The organism is Vreelandella subterranea, from assembly GCF_900111305.1.
Classification (GTDB): domain Bacteria; phylum Pseudomonadota; class Gammaproteobacteria; order Pseudomonadales; family Halomonadaceae; genus Vreelandella; species Vreelandella subterranea.
Genome location: NZ_FOGS01000006.1, coordinates 136,205 through 150,589, shown reverse-complemented (window position 1 = coordinate 150,589; position 14,385 = coordinate 136,205). Strand labels below are relative to the sequence as shown.

At 59.7% G+C, this 14,385-nt stretch carries 15 protein-coding genes; 7 read left to right on the top strand and 8 right to left on the bottom strand.

The annotated features are described in order from the left end of the window. Positions 1-9: 9 nt before the first annotated feature. Together BMX75_RS10330 and ald are read left to right on the top strand one after the other, a co-directional pair. Positions 10-444, top strand: coding sequence for an acyl-CoA thioesterase (locus BMX75_RS10330; protein WP_066319419.1), 435 nt, complete (start codon positions 10-12; stop codon positions 442-444). Positions 445-610: 166 nt separating this feature from the next. After that, the gene (gene ald, locus BMX75_RS10325) at positions 611-1,729 is read left to right on the top strand and encodes an alanine dehydrogenase (RefSeq protein ID WP_092827667.1); all 1,119 of its coding nucleotides are present in this window, start codon (positions 611-613) and stop codon (positions 1,727-1,729) included. Between the two features lie 25 nt (positions 1,730-1,754). Here ald and BMX75_RS10320 read toward each other — a convergent pair whose 3' ends face one another. Then, complete coding sequence (locus BMX75_RS10320; protein WP_092827665.1) at positions 1,755-2,003, bottom strand: SlyX family protein; 249 nt, start codon at positions 2,001-2,003, stop codon at positions 1,755-1,757. A gap of 111 nt (positions 2,004-2,114) precedes the next feature. Here BMX75_RS10320 and BMX75_RS18330 point away from each other — a divergent pair, with 111 nt between their 5' ends. Continuing rightward, positions 2,115-2,645 (top strand): cold-shock protein, encoded by a 531-nt coding sequence (locus BMX75_RS18330; RefSeq protein ID WP_092827663.1) that lies wholly within the window; start codon positions 2,115-2,117, stop codon positions 2,643-2,645. A gap of 83 nt (positions 2,646-2,728) precedes the next feature. On the opposite strand, the gene BMX75_RS10310 is transcribed toward BMX75_RS18330, so the two are convergent. From BMX75_RS10310 to map, 7 genes are all read right to left on the bottom strand, one after another. Further along, on the bottom strand, positions 2,729-3,118 hold the full coding sequence (locus BMX75_RS10310; protein WP_092827662.1) for a hypothetical protein: 390 nt from the start codon (positions 3,116-3,118) through the stop codon (positions 2,729-2,731). Further along, the gene (gene dapE / locus BMX75_RS10305; RefSeq protein WP_092827660.1) at positions 3,115-4,287 is read right to left on the bottom strand and encodes a succinyl-diaminopimelate desuccinylase; all 1,173 of its coding nucleotides are present in this window, start codon (positions 4,285-4,287) and stop codon (positions 3,115-3,117) included. The genes BMX75_RS10310 and dapE overlap by 4 nt, the downstream gene beginning before the upstream one ends. Beyond that, the gene (gene dapD, locus BMX75_RS10300) at positions 4,274-5,299 is read right to left on the bottom strand and encodes a 2,3,4,5-tetrahydropyridine-2,6-dicarboxylate N-succinyltransferase (RefSeq protein ID WP_092827658.1); all 1,026 of its coding nucleotides are present in this window, start codon (positions 5,297-5,299) and stop codon (positions 4,274-4,276) included. The genes dapE and dapD overlap by 14 nt, the downstream gene beginning before the upstream one ends. Positions 5,300-5,329: 30 nt before the next feature. After that, entirely contained in the window at positions 5,330-5,668 is a 339-nt protein-coding gene (locus tag BMX75_RS10295; protein WP_092827656.1) for a Spx/MgsR family RNA polymerase-binding regulatory protein, read from the bottom strand. A 41-nt stretch (positions 5,669-5,709) separates the two neighbouring features. After that, complete coding sequence (dapC, locus tag BMX75_RS10290) at positions 5,710-6,906, bottom strand: succinyldiaminopimelate transaminase (protein WP_092827654.1); 1,197 nt, start codon at positions 6,904-6,906, stop codon at positions 5,710-5,712. 317 nt (positions 6,907-7,223) lie between these two features. Beyond that, positions 7,224-9,899, bottom strand: a complete 2,676-nt coding sequence (locus BMX75_RS10285) for a [protein-PII] uridylyltransferase (RefSeq protein ID WP_092827652.1) — start codon at positions 9,897-9,899, stop codon at positions 7,224-7,226. After that, positions 9,899-10,690 (bottom strand): type I methionyl aminopeptidase, encoded by a 792-nt coding sequence (map, locus tag BMX75_RS10280; RefSeq protein ID WP_092827650.1) that lies wholly within the window; start codon positions 10,688-10,690, stop codon positions 9,899-9,901. The genes BMX75_RS10285 and map overlap by 1 nt, the downstream gene beginning before the upstream one ends. Before the next feature lie 351 nt (positions 10,691-11,041). Here map and rpsB point away from each other — a divergent pair, with 351 nt between their 5' ends. The 4 genes from rpsB to frr all read left to right on the top strand — a co-directional run bounded on the left by rpsB (position 11,042) and on the right by frr (position 14,352). Next, positions 11,042-11,797, top strand: a complete 756-nt coding sequence (rpsB, locus tag BMX75_RS10275) for a 30S ribosomal protein S2 (protein WP_066319445.1) — start codon at positions 11,042-11,044, stop codon at positions 11,795-11,797. Between the two features lie 223 nt (positions 11,798-12,020). Then, positions 12,021-12,890 (top strand): translation elongation factor Ts, encoded by an 870-nt coding sequence (gene tsf / locus BMX75_RS10270; protein WP_092827648.1) that lies wholly within the window; start codon positions 12,021-12,023, stop codon positions 12,888-12,890. 123 nt (positions 12,891-13,013) lie between these two features. After that, positions 13,014-13,790: a UMP kinase gene (gene pyrH / locus BMX75_RS10265; RefSeq protein WP_092827646.1), complete on the top strand. Its 777-nt coding sequence runs from the start codon at positions 13,014-13,016 to the stop codon at positions 13,788-13,790. A 4-nt stretch (positions 13,791-13,794) separates the two neighbouring features. Then, positions 13,795-14,352: a ribosome recycling factor gene (gene frr, locus BMX75_RS10260; RefSeq protein ID WP_092827644.1), complete on the top strand. Its 558-nt coding sequence runs from the start codon at positions 13,795-13,797 to the stop codon at positions 14,350-14,352. The last annotated feature ends 33 nt before the right edge of the window (positions 14,353-14,385 follow it).

Genomic DNA, 14,385 nt, shown 5'->3' with positions numbered 1-14,385 from the left:
GCCAGGACAATGGAATGGGCGCTACCCGAGCCTTTTGTGATGGAGATCGACGTGACGGATGAGGCTATCGACGCCTACCGGCACGTCAATAACAGTGAATACCTGCGCTGGGTTGAACAAATCAGCTGGGCGCATTCAGAAGCGCTGGGCCTTACCCTCGAGCGCTACCGCGAGTTGGACCGGGCCATGGTCGTGCACCGCCACGAGTTGGACTACCTGGCGCCAGGCTATGAGGGGGACCAGCTCCAGTTGGCGACCTGGATCGTGGCCTGCGATGGCCGCTTTAGCTTGACCCGGCGCTTCCAGTTGAAGCGCAAACACGACGCCAAAACCTTGCTCAAGGCACGTACCCGCTTTGCCTGCGTGGCGCTATCCAGCGGGCGGCCCATGCGCCTGCCCGACGAGTATCGGCGTATTTACGGTGATGCGGTGGTTGATGAATAACGATGATTTTTTTGCCAAAAGCCGCTAGCCGCTAGATTTTTCTTCTGATAAACGCCTTGACCGGCGTTTTTTTTGTTTTATATGCCGGGGGATGGAAGCGCATAAAAGCTGTGCTGTAATGACGTTAAGATTGACGAATTTCTCGCTCAATAACGAGGAGCCAACTATGCGCATCGCTGTCCCCAAAGAGATTAAAAACCACGAGTACCGGGTGGCCTTGACCCCCACCGGTGCGCGGGAATTAGCCGGGCGTGGCCATCAGGTGACGGTTCAAACCGGTGCGGGTGAAGGTGCCGGGTTTCATGACCGCGACTACGAAGCGGCGGGAGCGAGCGTCGAGGCGGATGTCGCCTTGCTTTGGCAGAACGCCGAGCTGATCTTGAAAGTAAAGGAGCCTCAGGCCGAGGAAGTGGCGCGGCTGACGCCACAGCATACCCTGTTTACCTACCTGCATCTGGCCGCCGAGAAGACGCTCACCCAGGGGTTGATGGAGAGCGGCGCGACCTGCATCGCGTACGAAACGATTACCGACGCCAAGGGCGGCCTGCCGTTGCTCGCGCCGATGAGCACCGTCGCAGGTCGCATGGCCGTGCAGGCGGGCGCTCACAGCCTGGAAAAAGCCCAGGGGGGTGCGGGCGTGCTGTTGCCGGGCGTGCCGGGGGTGGCACCCGGAAAAGTGACGGTCATCGGTGGCGGCGTGGTGGGCGAAAACGCCGCGCGTATGGCCCTGGGGTTGGGCGCCGACGTCACCATTCTGGACAAGTCCATCGACCGTTTGGAAGTGCTGGATGACCGCTATCAAGGCCGGATCAAAACCGTCTACTCAACGGCAGATGCGCTCGATGAAGCCGCCAAAACGGCCGACATGATCATTGGCGCCGTGCTGATTCCCGGCGCCGCCGCCCCCAAACTGATCACCCGTGCCATGCTTTCGGACATGCAGCCGGGTAGCGTGCTGGTGGACGTGGCCATCGACCAGGGCGGTTGCTTCGAAACCAGCCGACCCACCACCCATGCCGAGCCGACCTATATCGTCGATGGCATTGTCCATTACTGCGTTGCCAACATGCCGGGGGCGGTGGCGCGGACCTCCACGCTGGGGCTGACCAATGCCACCCTGCCGTTTGTGCTTGCGTTGGCGGATAAAGGTTGGCAGCGGGCGCTGCGAGATAACCCGCACTTCCTGCCGGGGCTTAATGTCCACAATGGACAGGTGACCTACGCGGCGGTGGCTGAGGCGTTTGACCTGGAAAGCGTTGACCCTGCAGACGCGGTGAATCAATAGGCTGCTGTTGGTCCATCATGACTAATCAGTAGTGGGGCGGTATGTCGTCCTCGGGCCGACTGGTACCGGGGGCGTCATTCGCCTGGAGCGCCTGGTGCTGTTCGCGAAGCCGTTCGCGCATCAGCGCGCTGAGTTGTTCCAGGGTCGCTAGTCGGCGCTCCTGCTGGGCGACGGCTTGGTCCAGGGTATCGAGCCAGTGTTCTTGATAAGCCAGGCGGCTTTCTAAAGATTCAAGCTGTTGATTGAGCTCGGCGGGCGATAACGTAGATGTCATGGTAACATTGCAACCTTATGTAGTAGCTCGGTACATCGGGTCGTCAAAACCCGTTGAATTGAGTATTGTCCTTCTTCTGTTACCCATACAACAAGAGAGCTTTTTTTATCCATGAACCCAAAAGTTGTGTTTCGCAGCATCTTGATCAGTATTTTACTTGCCGCCCCCACGCCGCTATTGCTGGCGGGGATTGTTCATTTAACCGACGCACCCCTGGCTGAGCAGTGGCTGGCCGAACTGGCCGTGACAGGCGCTGGCGGCATCTACATTGCCGTTGCCATCGGCAGTTTCATCGTACTGTGCATTGCTACCCTGGCAACCGCTGCGCTTGCGCCACCTGTCGTGGTGTCGCCGACCGTTCGTTCCAAACCAGCACCGCGTCAATCTCAAGCCCCCGCGACGGACGAGGATGAAGATCTCATCGACCCGAACGACGGTCGCGAAGAGGGAGAGGTGAAGTGGTTTAATACCAACAAGGGTTACGGCTTTATTACCCGCGATAACGGCGACGATGTGTTTGTCCATTTTCGGGCAATTCGTGGTCGCGGCCCGCGCATGCTCGCCGAAGGTCAGATCGTGCGCTACCACGTGATTAAAAACGAACGGGGTTTGCAGGCCGACGATGTGAGTATTATCGAGTAACGATCCGTCTCGCCTGGAATGGCTCGCACGACATTTGGCCCCGCTTCGGCGGGGTCAAATGCGTTCAGGGCTGGCGATAACGCCTAGCGGCCGGAGTCGGGCCATTGAATGGGCCCTTCGCGGCCGTCGGGCAGTACCTGCCAAAAGCGGTCGGGGTCATCGCCGGGATGCCAGCCGCCCAGCGAGCAGCGAATTTCGGTCTGCAAGGCTTCAGCCGCGTACTGCGCGGCTTCCTGGTCGGTCTGCCAGGGGCTATGGCGGCTGTCCAACCACAGGCTGGCAAAGCCGTCGGCGGCTTTTTCCACCAACAATACGGGAACGGTGTGCCCCTGGCAGGTGCCCTGGGTACGCCATTTGCCTTTACCTGCCGATGCAAGCGGCGGAGCATCCAGGGTGTTGGCGAGCCACTCGTTTAGCGCCGAATGAACGACATCGGCAAGGTAAATCTCGATATCCGGGTAAGGTTCCATCATGCGCTTACCTCATCGGAGATGAACAACGCCTGCAGGGTAGCTTCGTAGATCCGGCTTAAGTCGTCCAGGTCGCTGGCGCGCACGCGCTCATCCACCTTGTGGATCGTGTCATTGAGCGGCCCCAGCTCAACCACCTGGGCGCCAAGGGTGGCGATAAAACGCCCATCCGAGGTGCCTCCGCTGGTGGATAGCGCGGGGCGCTCGCCAGTGATGGATTCAACGCCGCGCATGGCGGCATCGACCAGCTCGCCTTCGGCAGTCAAGAACGGTTCGCCGTTGAGCATCCAGTCAATGTGATAGTCAAGGCCGTGTTGATCCAGGATCGCTTCACTGCGCGCCCTGAGGGATTCATGGGTGACTTCCGTTGAGTAGCGGAAGTTGAAGACGACTTCGACCTCACCGGGAATCACGTTGGTGGCGCCGGTCCCCGCGCGAAAATTGGAAACCTGGAAGCTGGTGGCGGGGAAAAAATCGTTGCCTGCGTCCCAGTGCTCGTTGACGAGTGCATCCAGCGCGGGCATTGCCTGGTGGATCGGGTTGCACGCCAGGTGCGGGTAGGCCACGTGGCCCTGTACCCCCTTGATATGCAGCACGCCACCCAGGGAGCCGCGCCGACCATTCTTGATCGCATCCCCCAGGCGTGTCGTGGAGGAAGGCTCGCCGACAATGCAGTAGTCGAGGCGTTCGTTGCGCTCGCGCAAATGCTCGACCACCGCGCGAGTACCGTCGATGGCGGGGCCCTCTTCATCGGAGGTGATCAGAAAGGCAATACGGCCATCGTGATCGGGATGCGCGGCCACGAACCGCTCGACAGCCGTGATCATTGCCGCGAGGCTGCCTTTCATGTCGGAGGCGCCGCGTCCGCACAGCATGCCTTCGTCGTTGATGCAGGGCGTAAAGGGGGGGAACTCCCAGTTGGTGTGAGGCCCGCTGGGTACCACATCGGTGTGGCCAGCAAAAGCCAGCACCGGGCCATGATGGCCGCGCACCGCCCAGAAATTCTTTACATCACCAAACGGGAGTGGCTCGATATGAAAGCCGAGCGCCTCGAGGCGCTCGATCATCAGGTCCTGGCAGCCCTCGTCATCTGGCGTCACCGATGCCCGGCTGAGCAGGTCAAACGCCAGCTGCAGCGTCGGTGATAAACCCTCTGGCTCAGTTATGGGCATGCAGCGCCTCGTTGAGCGCAATGGCGCTTTTATTGGTCAGGCACTCAATTCGGCCGCTTTGTGAGTGACGGCGCAGCAACAGGTCGTCCTGGCCAGCCAGCTCGCGTGCGGCGACGGTGCTGACCTCCTGGCCCTGGTCATCCAGCAGCGTCACTTTCGCCCCGGCGGTAATGTACAGGCCTGCTTCGACAGTGCAGCGGTCGCCAAGCGGGATACCAATGCCCGCGTTGGCGCCGATCAGGCAGCCCTCGCCAACTTTGATCACCATATTGCCGCCGCCGGAAAGCGTGCCCATGGTGGAGCAACCGCCACCCAGGTCGGAGCCCTTGCCCACCATGACACCTGCCGCAATACGTCCCTCGACCATGCCGGGACCTTCGGTGCCCGCGTTGAAGTTGACGAACCCTTCATGCATGACCGTGGTGCCTTCGCCCAGGTAGGCGCCCAGGCGCACCCGAGCGGTGTCGCCAATGCGGATGCCCTGGGGGACCACGTAGTCGGTCATCTTGGGGAATTTGTCGACGCAATCCACCGACAGCGCGCGGCCTGCCAGGCGCGCCTTGAGGCGGCGGGCGGGGAGCTCTTCAATGTCGATGGGGCCTTCGTTGGTCCAGGCAATGTTGCGCAGCAGGCCGAACATGCCGGTCAAATCCAGCCCGTGGGGTTTCATCAGACGATGGGAAAGCAGGTGCAGCTTGAGGTAGACCTCTGGGGCGGTTTGCGGCGGCTGGTCGGTCTCCAGGAACATGGCGACCAATGGGCGCTGGCTGGACGCGAAAGACTCAGCCAGCTCCGCCTGTTCAGGATGGCCCGCTTTCTGAAGGGCATTGGCCAGGCGCGCACAGTCCTCCGGCAGGAAGCTGATGGCCGCATTGCCCTGGGGGGCGTCGACGACTTCTTTGGCGGCACTCACCAGGCTTTCCGGTGGGTTGAGCAGCGGTGCCGGGTAGTAGATTTCCAGCCAGTCGCCCTGGGTGTTTTGGGTGCCGATTCCAAGCGCAAAGCTCAGCATAACTGCGTTCCTTTAGGTCAGTGTTTCGTCTTAAAGTTTGTCGTAGTCGCCGTCTTTGTAGCCGACCAGAATGGTCTCGTCGTCGACTTCCAACAGGGGGCGTTTTAACAGTGTGGGGTGTTTCAAGAGCAATTCGCGGCCCGAGTTGGCATCAAAATCTTTTTCTTCATCCGATAACTCGCGCCAGGTTTTGCTTTGCTTGTTGATCGCCTGGACCAGCGGGACGCGGTGCAGGATATGCTCCAGCAGTGGTGCTGACAGGCCGTCCTTTCGCAGGTCGTAGGTTTTAAAGGGAATGCCCTTCTCGTCCAATGCCTTGGCTGCCTTGCGGCAGGTGTCGCAGTTGCTGATGATATAAAGCGTTAGCATGTATGACCTCCTACAATGTCGTCATGCCGTCAATGTATGCGTTAGCCGCGCTCGACAAGTTGGCGTAGCCGCTCGGCGGCTTCAAGCGTGGGAGCAAGCTCCGCTACCAATGCCAAGCGTAGTCGACCACTTCCCGGGTTGTGGCCTTCGCGCCCGGGACGGCCCATCAAGCTGCCGGGCAACACGCTGACATGCTGCTCGACAAACAACCGCTGGGTAAAGGCAATATCGTCGCCACCAGGCACGGCGGGCCACAGGTAAAAACTCGCCTCGGGGGTGGGGAAATCCATTACCGGGGCGAGCACCTCTGTCACGGCGCCAAACTTTTCACGATAAGCCTCGCGATTGGCGAATACGTGGTTTTCATCCTGCCAGGCGGCGATGGAAGCGTGCTGCAGCGGCAGCGACATGGCGCAGCCATGGTAGGTGCGATAGCGCTTGAAGGGGGCCAGCAGGTCGGCGTCGCCCGCGACAAATCCGGAACGCAACCCTGGCAAATTGGAGCGCTTGGAGAGCGAGTGAAACACCACGCAGCGCCGGTAATCATCGCGGCCAAGCTCGGCGCAGGCTTGCAGGAGCCCCGGCGGCGGTGCGGCTTCGTCGAGGTAAAGCTCCGAGTAACACTCGTCGGAGGCAATGATGAAGTCGTGTTCATCGGCCAGCGCGATGAGCTGCTTGAAGTCGGCAAGCGGCGTGACGGCGCCGGTAGGATTGCCCGGCGAGCAGATAAAGACGATTTGCACATCGCGCCAGGTGTCGGCGCTGACGGCGGAGAAATCCGGACGAAAGCCGTTGTCGGCGGTGCAGTCGAGATACAGCGGTTCCCCGCCGGCCAGCAGGGTGGCGCCTTCGTAGATCTGGTAGAAGGGGTTGGGCACCGCCACTTTGGACGGGCGGCTTCGGTCAAGGGTGGCTTGAACGAAGGCAAAAATGGCTTCCCGCGTGCCGTTAACCGGCAGGACCTGGCGTTCGGTATCGAGGCCTGCAAGCGCGAAACGCTGGCATGCCCAGGCGGCAATGGTCTCGCGCAGGGCGGCCAGCCCGTTGGTGGCGGGGTAGCGCGCCATCTCGGCCTGATGCGCCACCAGTGCGGCCAGTGCGCCAGGGTAGGGCGCGTGCTGGGGCTCGCCGATGGTCAGCGGGATGTGCGCAAGCGCCGAAGGCGGCGTCAGGTCCGCCTTGAGGGCCGCCAGCTTTTCGAACGGATACGGATGCAGGGCGTCGAGATCAGGGTTCATGAGTATCCAGAACGCCGTGCCGGCGTCGTTGTAGGCGTCGTGTCGCGAAAGTAGCCGACGATTATAGGCAAGCCCTGAAGCTTGCTCAAACCTAACCAAGTAATCATCGTTCGTGAGCAGGCTTGCCGGTGCCGAGAGCAGGTTTCCGCGAGGGCGCTGTGAACCCGTCCGTGGGCGCGACTTTCGCCATCTGACCGCCATGGATGGCGGAAATGCCGGAATTGTTGGGAACATTTTCCGGCCATGGCGAAAAACCCTCGCTCCAACCTGCCCTCGGCACCTAGTTACCTGCACGCTTAACTAACTGGAGTTATTTCTCAAACCCCCAGCACTTCAATCAAGCGTTCGCGCAACTGTTGTTGGCGATCCGGGTCGGTCAGCGGCTCGCCTGCCTTGGTGGTGATAAAGAACACGTCCTCGACGCGTTCGCCAAGAGTGGCGATTTTCGCCGCGGAGAGCGCAATATCCTGCTCCATGAAGATGCGCCCGACGCGGGCCAGAAGCCCCGGCCGGTCAGGGGCGCTGAGCTCGAGCAGGGTGCGGTCGTTGGCCGGGTCCTGCTCGATCAATACCTCGGTGGCGACCCGGAAGTGCTTGAGCTGGCGCGGCGTGTGCCGCGTGACGATGTCGGGGTAGTCGTCGGGGTCGTCGAGTTCTTCCACCAGGTGCTGGCGCATTTCTTCGATGCGCGCCGGGTCGCGGATTGGCTGACCCTGATTGTCCAGCACAATGAAGGTATTGAGTGTCCAGTCGTTGTTGGAAGTCGCGATACGCGCATCGTGAATCGACAGTCCCAGCTGTTCCATGGCGGCGGCGGTGGCGGCGAACAGATCGTCCACCGAGCGGGTGTGAATGAAGACCTTGGTACCGCCTTCGGTCATGTCAGCCGTGGGCGCGCTGATCAATACCAACGGCAGCGGAGACGGTTGGTGGGCAAGAATGCCCTGGGTCTGCCAGACGATTTCGCTGGGCGCGTACTGCAGGAAATAGTCTTCGCCCAGCGAATCCCACAGCCGGTCGATATCGGTTTCATCAACGCCAATCGTTTGCAGCAGTGAACGAGCTTCGGTGCGGGTTTCGCGCACCCAGTCGTCGCGGTCGGGCGGGTTTTTCAGCCCGCGCCGCAGGGCGCGCTTGGTTTCGGCATGCAGCTGGCGCAAAAGCGACGCCCGCCAGCCGTTCCAGAGCGTCGGATTGGTCGCATTGATGTCGGCCACGGTCAGCACATAAAGATAGTCCAGCCGCGTCTCGTTGCGCACTTCCATGGCAAAGTCGCGAATCACGTCCGGGTCGCTGATGTCACGTTTTTGCGCGGTCATGGACATCAGCAGGTGGTGCTCGACCAACCAGCTGACCAGATTGGTGTCGTGTTGGGGGACGTGATGGCGCTGGCAGAACTGTTCGACGTCCCGGGCGCCGATTTCCGAGTGATCGCCGCCGCGTCCCTTGCCGATATCGTGAAACAGCCCCGCGATCCAAAGCAGGTCCAGCTTGGGTAGCTGCTGCATCAGGGTGGCCGCGACCGGGAAGTCGTCCTTGGCCTCCGGCTTGCGGAAGCCGTGCAGGAACTTGAGTAGCCGCAGGGTGTGGGCATCCACGGTGTAGATATGAAACAGGTCATGCTGCATCAGGCCCACGGCACGGCCAAATTCGGGCAGGTATTTGCCCAGGATGCCGTAGCGGTTCATGCGCCGCAGCTGGCGGGGAACATTGCCCGGCGCGCGCATGATGGCCATGAACAATCGCTGGTGGTGTGGGTCTTCCCGGTAGTGATCGTCGATCTGATGGCGATGATCGCGAATCAGGCGGATGGTGTCGGCGCGGACGCCTTCTATTTCAGGGTGCTTGGCCATCAGCAAAAACAGCTCCAGCATGGCCGAAGGCTGTTCACGGAAGAGGTTGCGCGAACGCACCTGAATATAGCCGCCCTTGGTTTCAAAGCGTTCGTTGAGCTTGACCGTCTCCAGCGCCTCCTTGCCGCGCAGGATGACTTCGTCGAAGTGTTGCAGCAGCATGTCGTTAAGCCCGGCCAGGGCGGTCACGTGCCGGTAGTAGCGCTTCATGAACTGTTCGACCGCCAGGCCTTCGGGGGTGTCACGAAAGCCGAACATCTCGGCAATGGTGCGCTGGTGGTCAAACAGCAGGCGGTCTTCGGCCCGCCCGGTGAGCATGTGCAGGGCGTAGCGGACCTGCCACAGAAACGCCTGCCCCTGGCTTAAGATGCGCAGTTCGGCATCGTTCATGAAGCCGTTGGCGACGATATCGGTGTATTCCTCGGTGCCGAAATGGCGCTTGGCGACCCAGCCGATCATCTGGATGTCGCGAAGCCCGCCTGGCGAGCTTTTGAGGTTCGGTTCGAGATGGTACTCGGAGTTGTTATAACGGTAGTGACGGGCAATCTGTTCCTGCCACTTGGCCTCGAAGAAGCGGTCTGCCGGCCAGACATGGTCGGCATTGAGCCGCTCGCGCATGCGCTCACGCAGCGCTTCCGGACCGGCGATCAGGCGTGACTCGAGCAGGTTGGTGATCACCGTGACATCGGCGGCCGCTTCGCGCTCGCAGTCATTGAGCGAGCGCACGCTGTGGCCGATTTCCAGGCCAATGTCCCATAGAAAGGTGATAAAGGCGGTCAGCGGTTCGCGATAGGGCGTGTCGTCATCTTGCTCGAGCAGCAACAGCAGGTCGATGTCCGAATGCGGGTGCAGTTCGCCACGGCCGTAACCGCCCACGGCCACAAGGGCGACGCCGTCGTCGGGCCAGTCGTGCTGTTCCCAGGCGATGGCCAGCAGTTGATCCAGATACCATGCGCGACCACGCACCAGATCGCGAATATCGGCCCCGGCACGAAAGCGTTCGTCCAGGCGGGTCTGAATTTCGCCAAGCGCTGCCTTGAACGGCGCGATGGGGGAGCGTGACCCCGCAAGCTCGGTGCGGAACAGCTCAAGGTCGAACAGCGTGGTATCCGGTTCGAACCGGTAGTGGTGTAAAAGCATCAATGATTCAAGAAGCTGAAGTCTTCGTCGCCGCGTGCGGTCAGCACGTCAACGCCGGTGTCGGTGACCAGCAGGGTGTGTTCCCACTGTGCCGACAGGCTGCGGTCCTTGGTGACTGCCGTCCAGCCATCGCGTAACACCTTGGTCTTGTAGCCCCCGACATTGATCATGGGCTCGATGGTGAAACACATGCCCGCTTCCAGGCGGATGTCAGCGCTGGGCGCGTAGCCATCGTAATGCAGGAACTGGGGATCTTCGTGAAACTCGGCGCCGATGCCGTGGCCGCAGAAATCACGGACAACCGAGTAGCCATTGGCTTCAGCGTGCTTCTGAATCACGCGGGCGAGTTCCGAAAGGTGCACCCCGGGCTTGACCTGCTCAATGCTTTTATACAGGCATTCCTGGGTAATCCGGCACAGCCGCTCGCCCTGGATGGTCTCGCCAACCACGAACATCACGCTGGAATCGCCATGATACCCAGCGGCGGTGCGCACGGTGATATCCAGGTTCATGATATCGCCGTTCTTGAGCTTTTTGGCGTCGTCGGGAATCCCGTGGCAGACCACGTGGTTGATCGAGGTGCAGGTCGCTTTGGGGAAACCGTGGTAATTGAGTGGCGCAGGGGTGGAGCCCAGCTCGTTGACGATGTACTCGTGACACAGGCGGTCGATTTCACCGGTGCTGATGCCCGCCTGGACGTGGGGGGTGATCATCTCGATCACGCTGGCCGCCTGGCGTCCAGCTTCGCGCATGTTGTCGATTTCAGAAGGCGTTTTAATGGGAACGTTCATGGATTCTCGATGTTGACTCAGAATGGCAAGTTGAGCGGCAATAAAAGGCCCGCTGAACGGATGACGGCTTCATCTTGACGATGATCTATGGTATAAAGCCGCGCGCTTTCCTGCAATCGTCATCCGCTGCAAACTTTCTGCTGTCGAGGTCGATGAAGCATCAAAGCGTTATCACGGCATCGCAGGTTTCGTCGCTTACGGGCGGTTGAACGTTGCGGTATTGAACAGCAAGCCTTGAAAACACACATGCACCGGCACATGGTCCCGGGTGCCGCTGGCAGCGTCTGACGATGCCAATGGTCGGATCCATGGGGTGCGTGGAGGCCTAACCCGAGTTTCAGGAGTTTTATCATGTCTCACGTCAATATGCGTGACCTGCTCAAAGCAGGCGCTCACTTCGGTCACCAGACCAAGTACTGGAATCCGAAGATGAGCAAATTCATCTTCGGCGCGCGCAACAAGATTCACATCATCAACCTCGAGCATACCCTGCCGGCGCTGAACGAAGCGATCGACGTGGTCGAGAAGATGGCGGCATCCAACAACAAGATCCTGTTTGTTGGCACCAAGCGCAGCGCTAGCAAGATCATCAAGGAAGAAGCCAATCGCGTAAGCCAGCCGTTCGTCAACCATCGCTGGTTGGGCGGTATGCTGACCAACTTCAAGACCATTCGCGTATCCATCAAACGCCTGCGCGAACTTGAAGCGATGCACGAAGACGGCACTTTCGAGAAGCTGACCAAGAAAGAAGTCCTGATGGCGACCCGCGAGCAGGACAAGCTCGAGCGTTCCGTGGGCGGTATCAAGAACATGGGCGGCCTTCCGGACGCGCTGTTCGTGATTGACGTTGACCACGAGCGTATCGCGATCAACGAAGCCAACAAGCTGGGCATTCCGGTCATTGGTGTGGTAGATACCAACTCCAACCCCGATGGCGTGGACTACGTGATTCCGGGCAACGATGACTCCATCCGCGCTATCCAGATTTACGTAAAAGCCATTGCCGATGCCTGCGGTCGTGCAAAAGAAGGTCGCGCCGACGAGTTCGTCGAAGTGACAGATACTGAAGAAGCCGCTGACGCCGACAGCAGCGCTGCCGCCGAGTAAACCGGTGGTCGATGCAGTGCCATCGCTGGCGCTGCATCATGTTAAGAGGGGGCCTGAGCCCCCTTTTTCCCGCTTTGGGTTAATGCTTGGAGTGGGCAGTCTTGGGCCGACATCAATGTCGGCAGCGTCGTGTAGAGTGAGATCATTCGGTCATGAACCGTTGCGACACTCGGCAGGGCGTTTAACTAACTCTCAGCTAGAACCATTTCAGAGGTGAAATCTCATGGCCGCTATCAGCGCCTCTCAGGTTAAAGATCTTCGCGAACGCACCGGCTTGGGCATGATGGAGTGTAAAAAAGCACTCACCGAAGCGGGTGGCGACATCGAAGTTGCAATTGAGAACCTGCGTAAAAGCTCCGGCTTGAAAGCCGCGAAAAAAGCCGGCCGCACCGCTGCGGAAGGCGCCGTTGTAACCCGCGTTGCCGACGATGGCAGCTACGGCGTTATGGTGGAAATCAACTCCGAGACCGATTTTGTGGCTCGCGATGACAACTTCATCGACTTCACCAACAAGATTGCTGATGCCTTCTTCGCTGCTAAAAGCGAAGACGTTGCCGCCGTGATGGACGGTGAGCTGGAAACCGCTCGTGAGCAGCTGGTACAGAAGATCGGCGAAAACATTGGCGTGCGTCGTGCCGTTGTTGTCGACGCTGTTGACGGTGGCGTGGTCGGTGAATACGTTCACGGTGGCCGTATTGGCGTGTTGACCGTCCTTAAAGGTGGCAATGCCCAGGTGGCGAAAGACGTGGCGATGCACGTTGCCGCCATCAACCCCTCGGTTGCGCACCCGGAAAACATGCCTCAGGAAGAGCTGGACGCCGAAAAAGCGATTATCCTTGCTCAGCCTGACATGGCCGGTAAGCCGGAACAGATCGCTGAAAAAATGGTGCAAGGTCGCTTGAAGAAGTACCTGGCCGAAAACAGCCTGACCGAGCAGCCGTTCGTGAAAGACCAGAACCAGACGGTGGCCGAGTATGTCAAAGCGGCAGGCGGCGAAGTGGTCGGCTTTACCCGCTTTGGCGTGGGCGAAGGCATCGAGAAAGAAGAAGTCGACTTCGCGAAAGAAGTTATGGAACAGGCTGGCCGTCACTAAGGTCTGATGTTCCAGCTGTAGGTTGGCGTGCGCGCGAGCGCACGCCTTCGCGTATCCGGCCCCTGCATAATGAAAGGGGTGATGCCGCTTGTCGGCGCCCAGGTCTGCCCCAGGAGAATTGCCATGTCGCGTGATGTTCAAGAACCGCTTACCTCTCTGTCTAGCAAATCGAAAACGGATGGTTCCAAGTCAAAATACAAGCGTATTTTGCTCAAGCTGTCGGGTGAAGCGCTGATGGGGGAGCATGACTTTGGTATTGACCCGAAGGTGCTGGACCGCATGGCGCTGGAAATTGGCCAGCTAGTGGGTATTGGCGTTCAAGTGGGTATCGTCATCGGCGGCGGCAATTTGTTTCGCGGTGCGGCGCTCAATGAAGCCGGCATGGACCGCGTCACCGGCGATCATATGGGCATGCTGGCAACGGTGATGAATGCCCTGGCGATGCGTGATGCGCTGGAACGTTCCAATATTCGCTCGCGGGTGATGTCGGCGATCCCCATGAGCGGGGTGGTCGAGCACTATGATCGGCGCACGGCGATTCGCTATTTGACGTCCGGCGACGTGGTGTTGTTTTCCGCCGGGACCGGCAATCCTTTCTTTACCACTGACTCGGCTGCCTGCCTGCGGGGTATCGAGGTTGACGTTGATGTGGTGATCAAAGCGACCAAGGTCGACGGTGTCTACAATAAGGACCCGGTGAAACACCCCGATGCCGTCAAGTATGAAAAGCTCACCTATGATGATGCGCTTGATCAAAAGCTCGGCGTCATGGATTTGACCGCTATCTGCCTGGTACGTGACCATGACATGCCAGTGCGGGTGTTTGATATGAACAAGCCTGGTGCCCTGCTAAATTTAGTAGTTGGGGGCAGGGAAGGCACGCTGATAGACAGAGGGTAACCACGTGATTAATGATATTCAGAAAGATGCCGCGGCGCGCATGAAAAAAAGTGTCGAGGCGCTGCACAGCAACTTTAACAAGATTCGTACAGGGCGTGCCCATCCGAGCATTCTGGATGCGGTGACCGTGGAATATTACGGCAGTCAGGTGCCGCTGAATCAGGTGGCCTCGGTCAACGTCGAAGACGCGCGGACGCTGACGATTTCGCCATGGGAACAGAGCATGGTGCAGAAGATCGAAAAGGCGATCATGACCGCTGACCTGGGGTTGAACCCGGCCAGCGCGGGCAACGTTATCCGCGTGCCGATGCCGATGCTCACCGAAGAGACCCGCAAAGGCTATATCAAGCAGGCGCGCAGCGAGGCAGAGCACGCGCGTGTCGCAGTGCGCAACGTACGTCGCGACGCCAACGGCGATTTCAAGTCACTGTTAAAAGATAAAGAGATCACCGAAGACGATCAGCGTGAAGGCGAAGAGGCGATTCAAAAGCTGACCGACAAGTACATCGCTGAGATCGATCAGGCACTCGCTTCGAAAGAACATGACCTGATGCAGGTGTAAGAAGCGGATGTTCACGCCGCGGGCAGCAGGGCT

Bases quoted from the DNA above. Each gene is read 5' to 3' on its own strand.
- BMX75_RS10330 (WP_066319419.1), top strand. From the start codon at position 10: ATGGAATGGGCGCTACCCGAGCCTTTTGTGATGGAGATCGACGTGACG.
- ald (WP_092827667.1), top strand. From the start codon at position 611: ATGCGCATCGCTGTCCCCAAAGAGATTAAAAACCACGAGTACCGGGTG.
- BMX75_RS10320 (WP_092827665.1), bottom strand. From the start codon at position 2,003: ATGACATCTACGTTATCGCCCGCCGAGCTCAATCAACAGCTTGAATCT.
- BMX75_RS18330 (WP_092827663.1), top strand. From the start codon at position 2,115: ATGAACCCAAAAGTTGTGTTTCGCAGCATCTTGATCAGTATTTTACTT.
- BMX75_RS10310 (WP_092827662.1), bottom strand. From the start codon at position 3,118: ATGATGGAACCTTACCCGGATATCGAGATTTACCTTGCCGATGTCGTT.
- dapE (WP_092827660.1), bottom strand. From the start codon at position 4,287: ATGCCCATAACTGAGCCAGAGGGTTTATCACCGACGCTGCAGCTGGCG.
- dapD (WP_092827658.1), bottom strand. From the start codon at position 5,299: ATGCTGAGCTTTGCGCTTGGAATCGGCACCCAAAACACCCAGGGCGAC.
- BMX75_RS10295 (WP_092827656.1), bottom strand. From the start codon at position 5,668: ATGCTAACGCTTTATATCATCAGCAACTGCGACACCTGCCGCAAGGCA.
- dapC (WP_092827654.1), bottom strand. From the start codon at position 6,906: ATGAACCCTGATCTCGACGCCCTGCATCCGTATCCGTTCGAAAAGCTG.
- BMX75_RS10285 (WP_092827652.1), bottom strand. From the start codon at position 9,899: ATGCTTTTACACCACTACCGGTTCGAACCGGATACCACGCTGTTCGAC.
- map (WP_092827650.1), bottom strand. From the start codon at position 10,690: ATGAACGTTCCCATTAAAACGCCTTCTGAAATCGACAACATGCGCGAA.
- rpsB (WP_066319445.1), top strand. From the start codon at position 11,042: ATGTCTCACGTCAATATGCGTGACCTGCTCAAAGCAGGCGCTCACTTC.
- tsf (WP_092827648.1), top strand. From the start codon at position 12,021: ATGGCCGCTATCAGCGCCTCTCAGGTTAAAGATCTTCGCGAACGCACC.
- pyrH (WP_092827646.1), top strand. From the start codon at position 13,014: ATGTCGCGTGATGTTCAAGAACCGCTTACCTCTCTGTCTAGCAAATCG.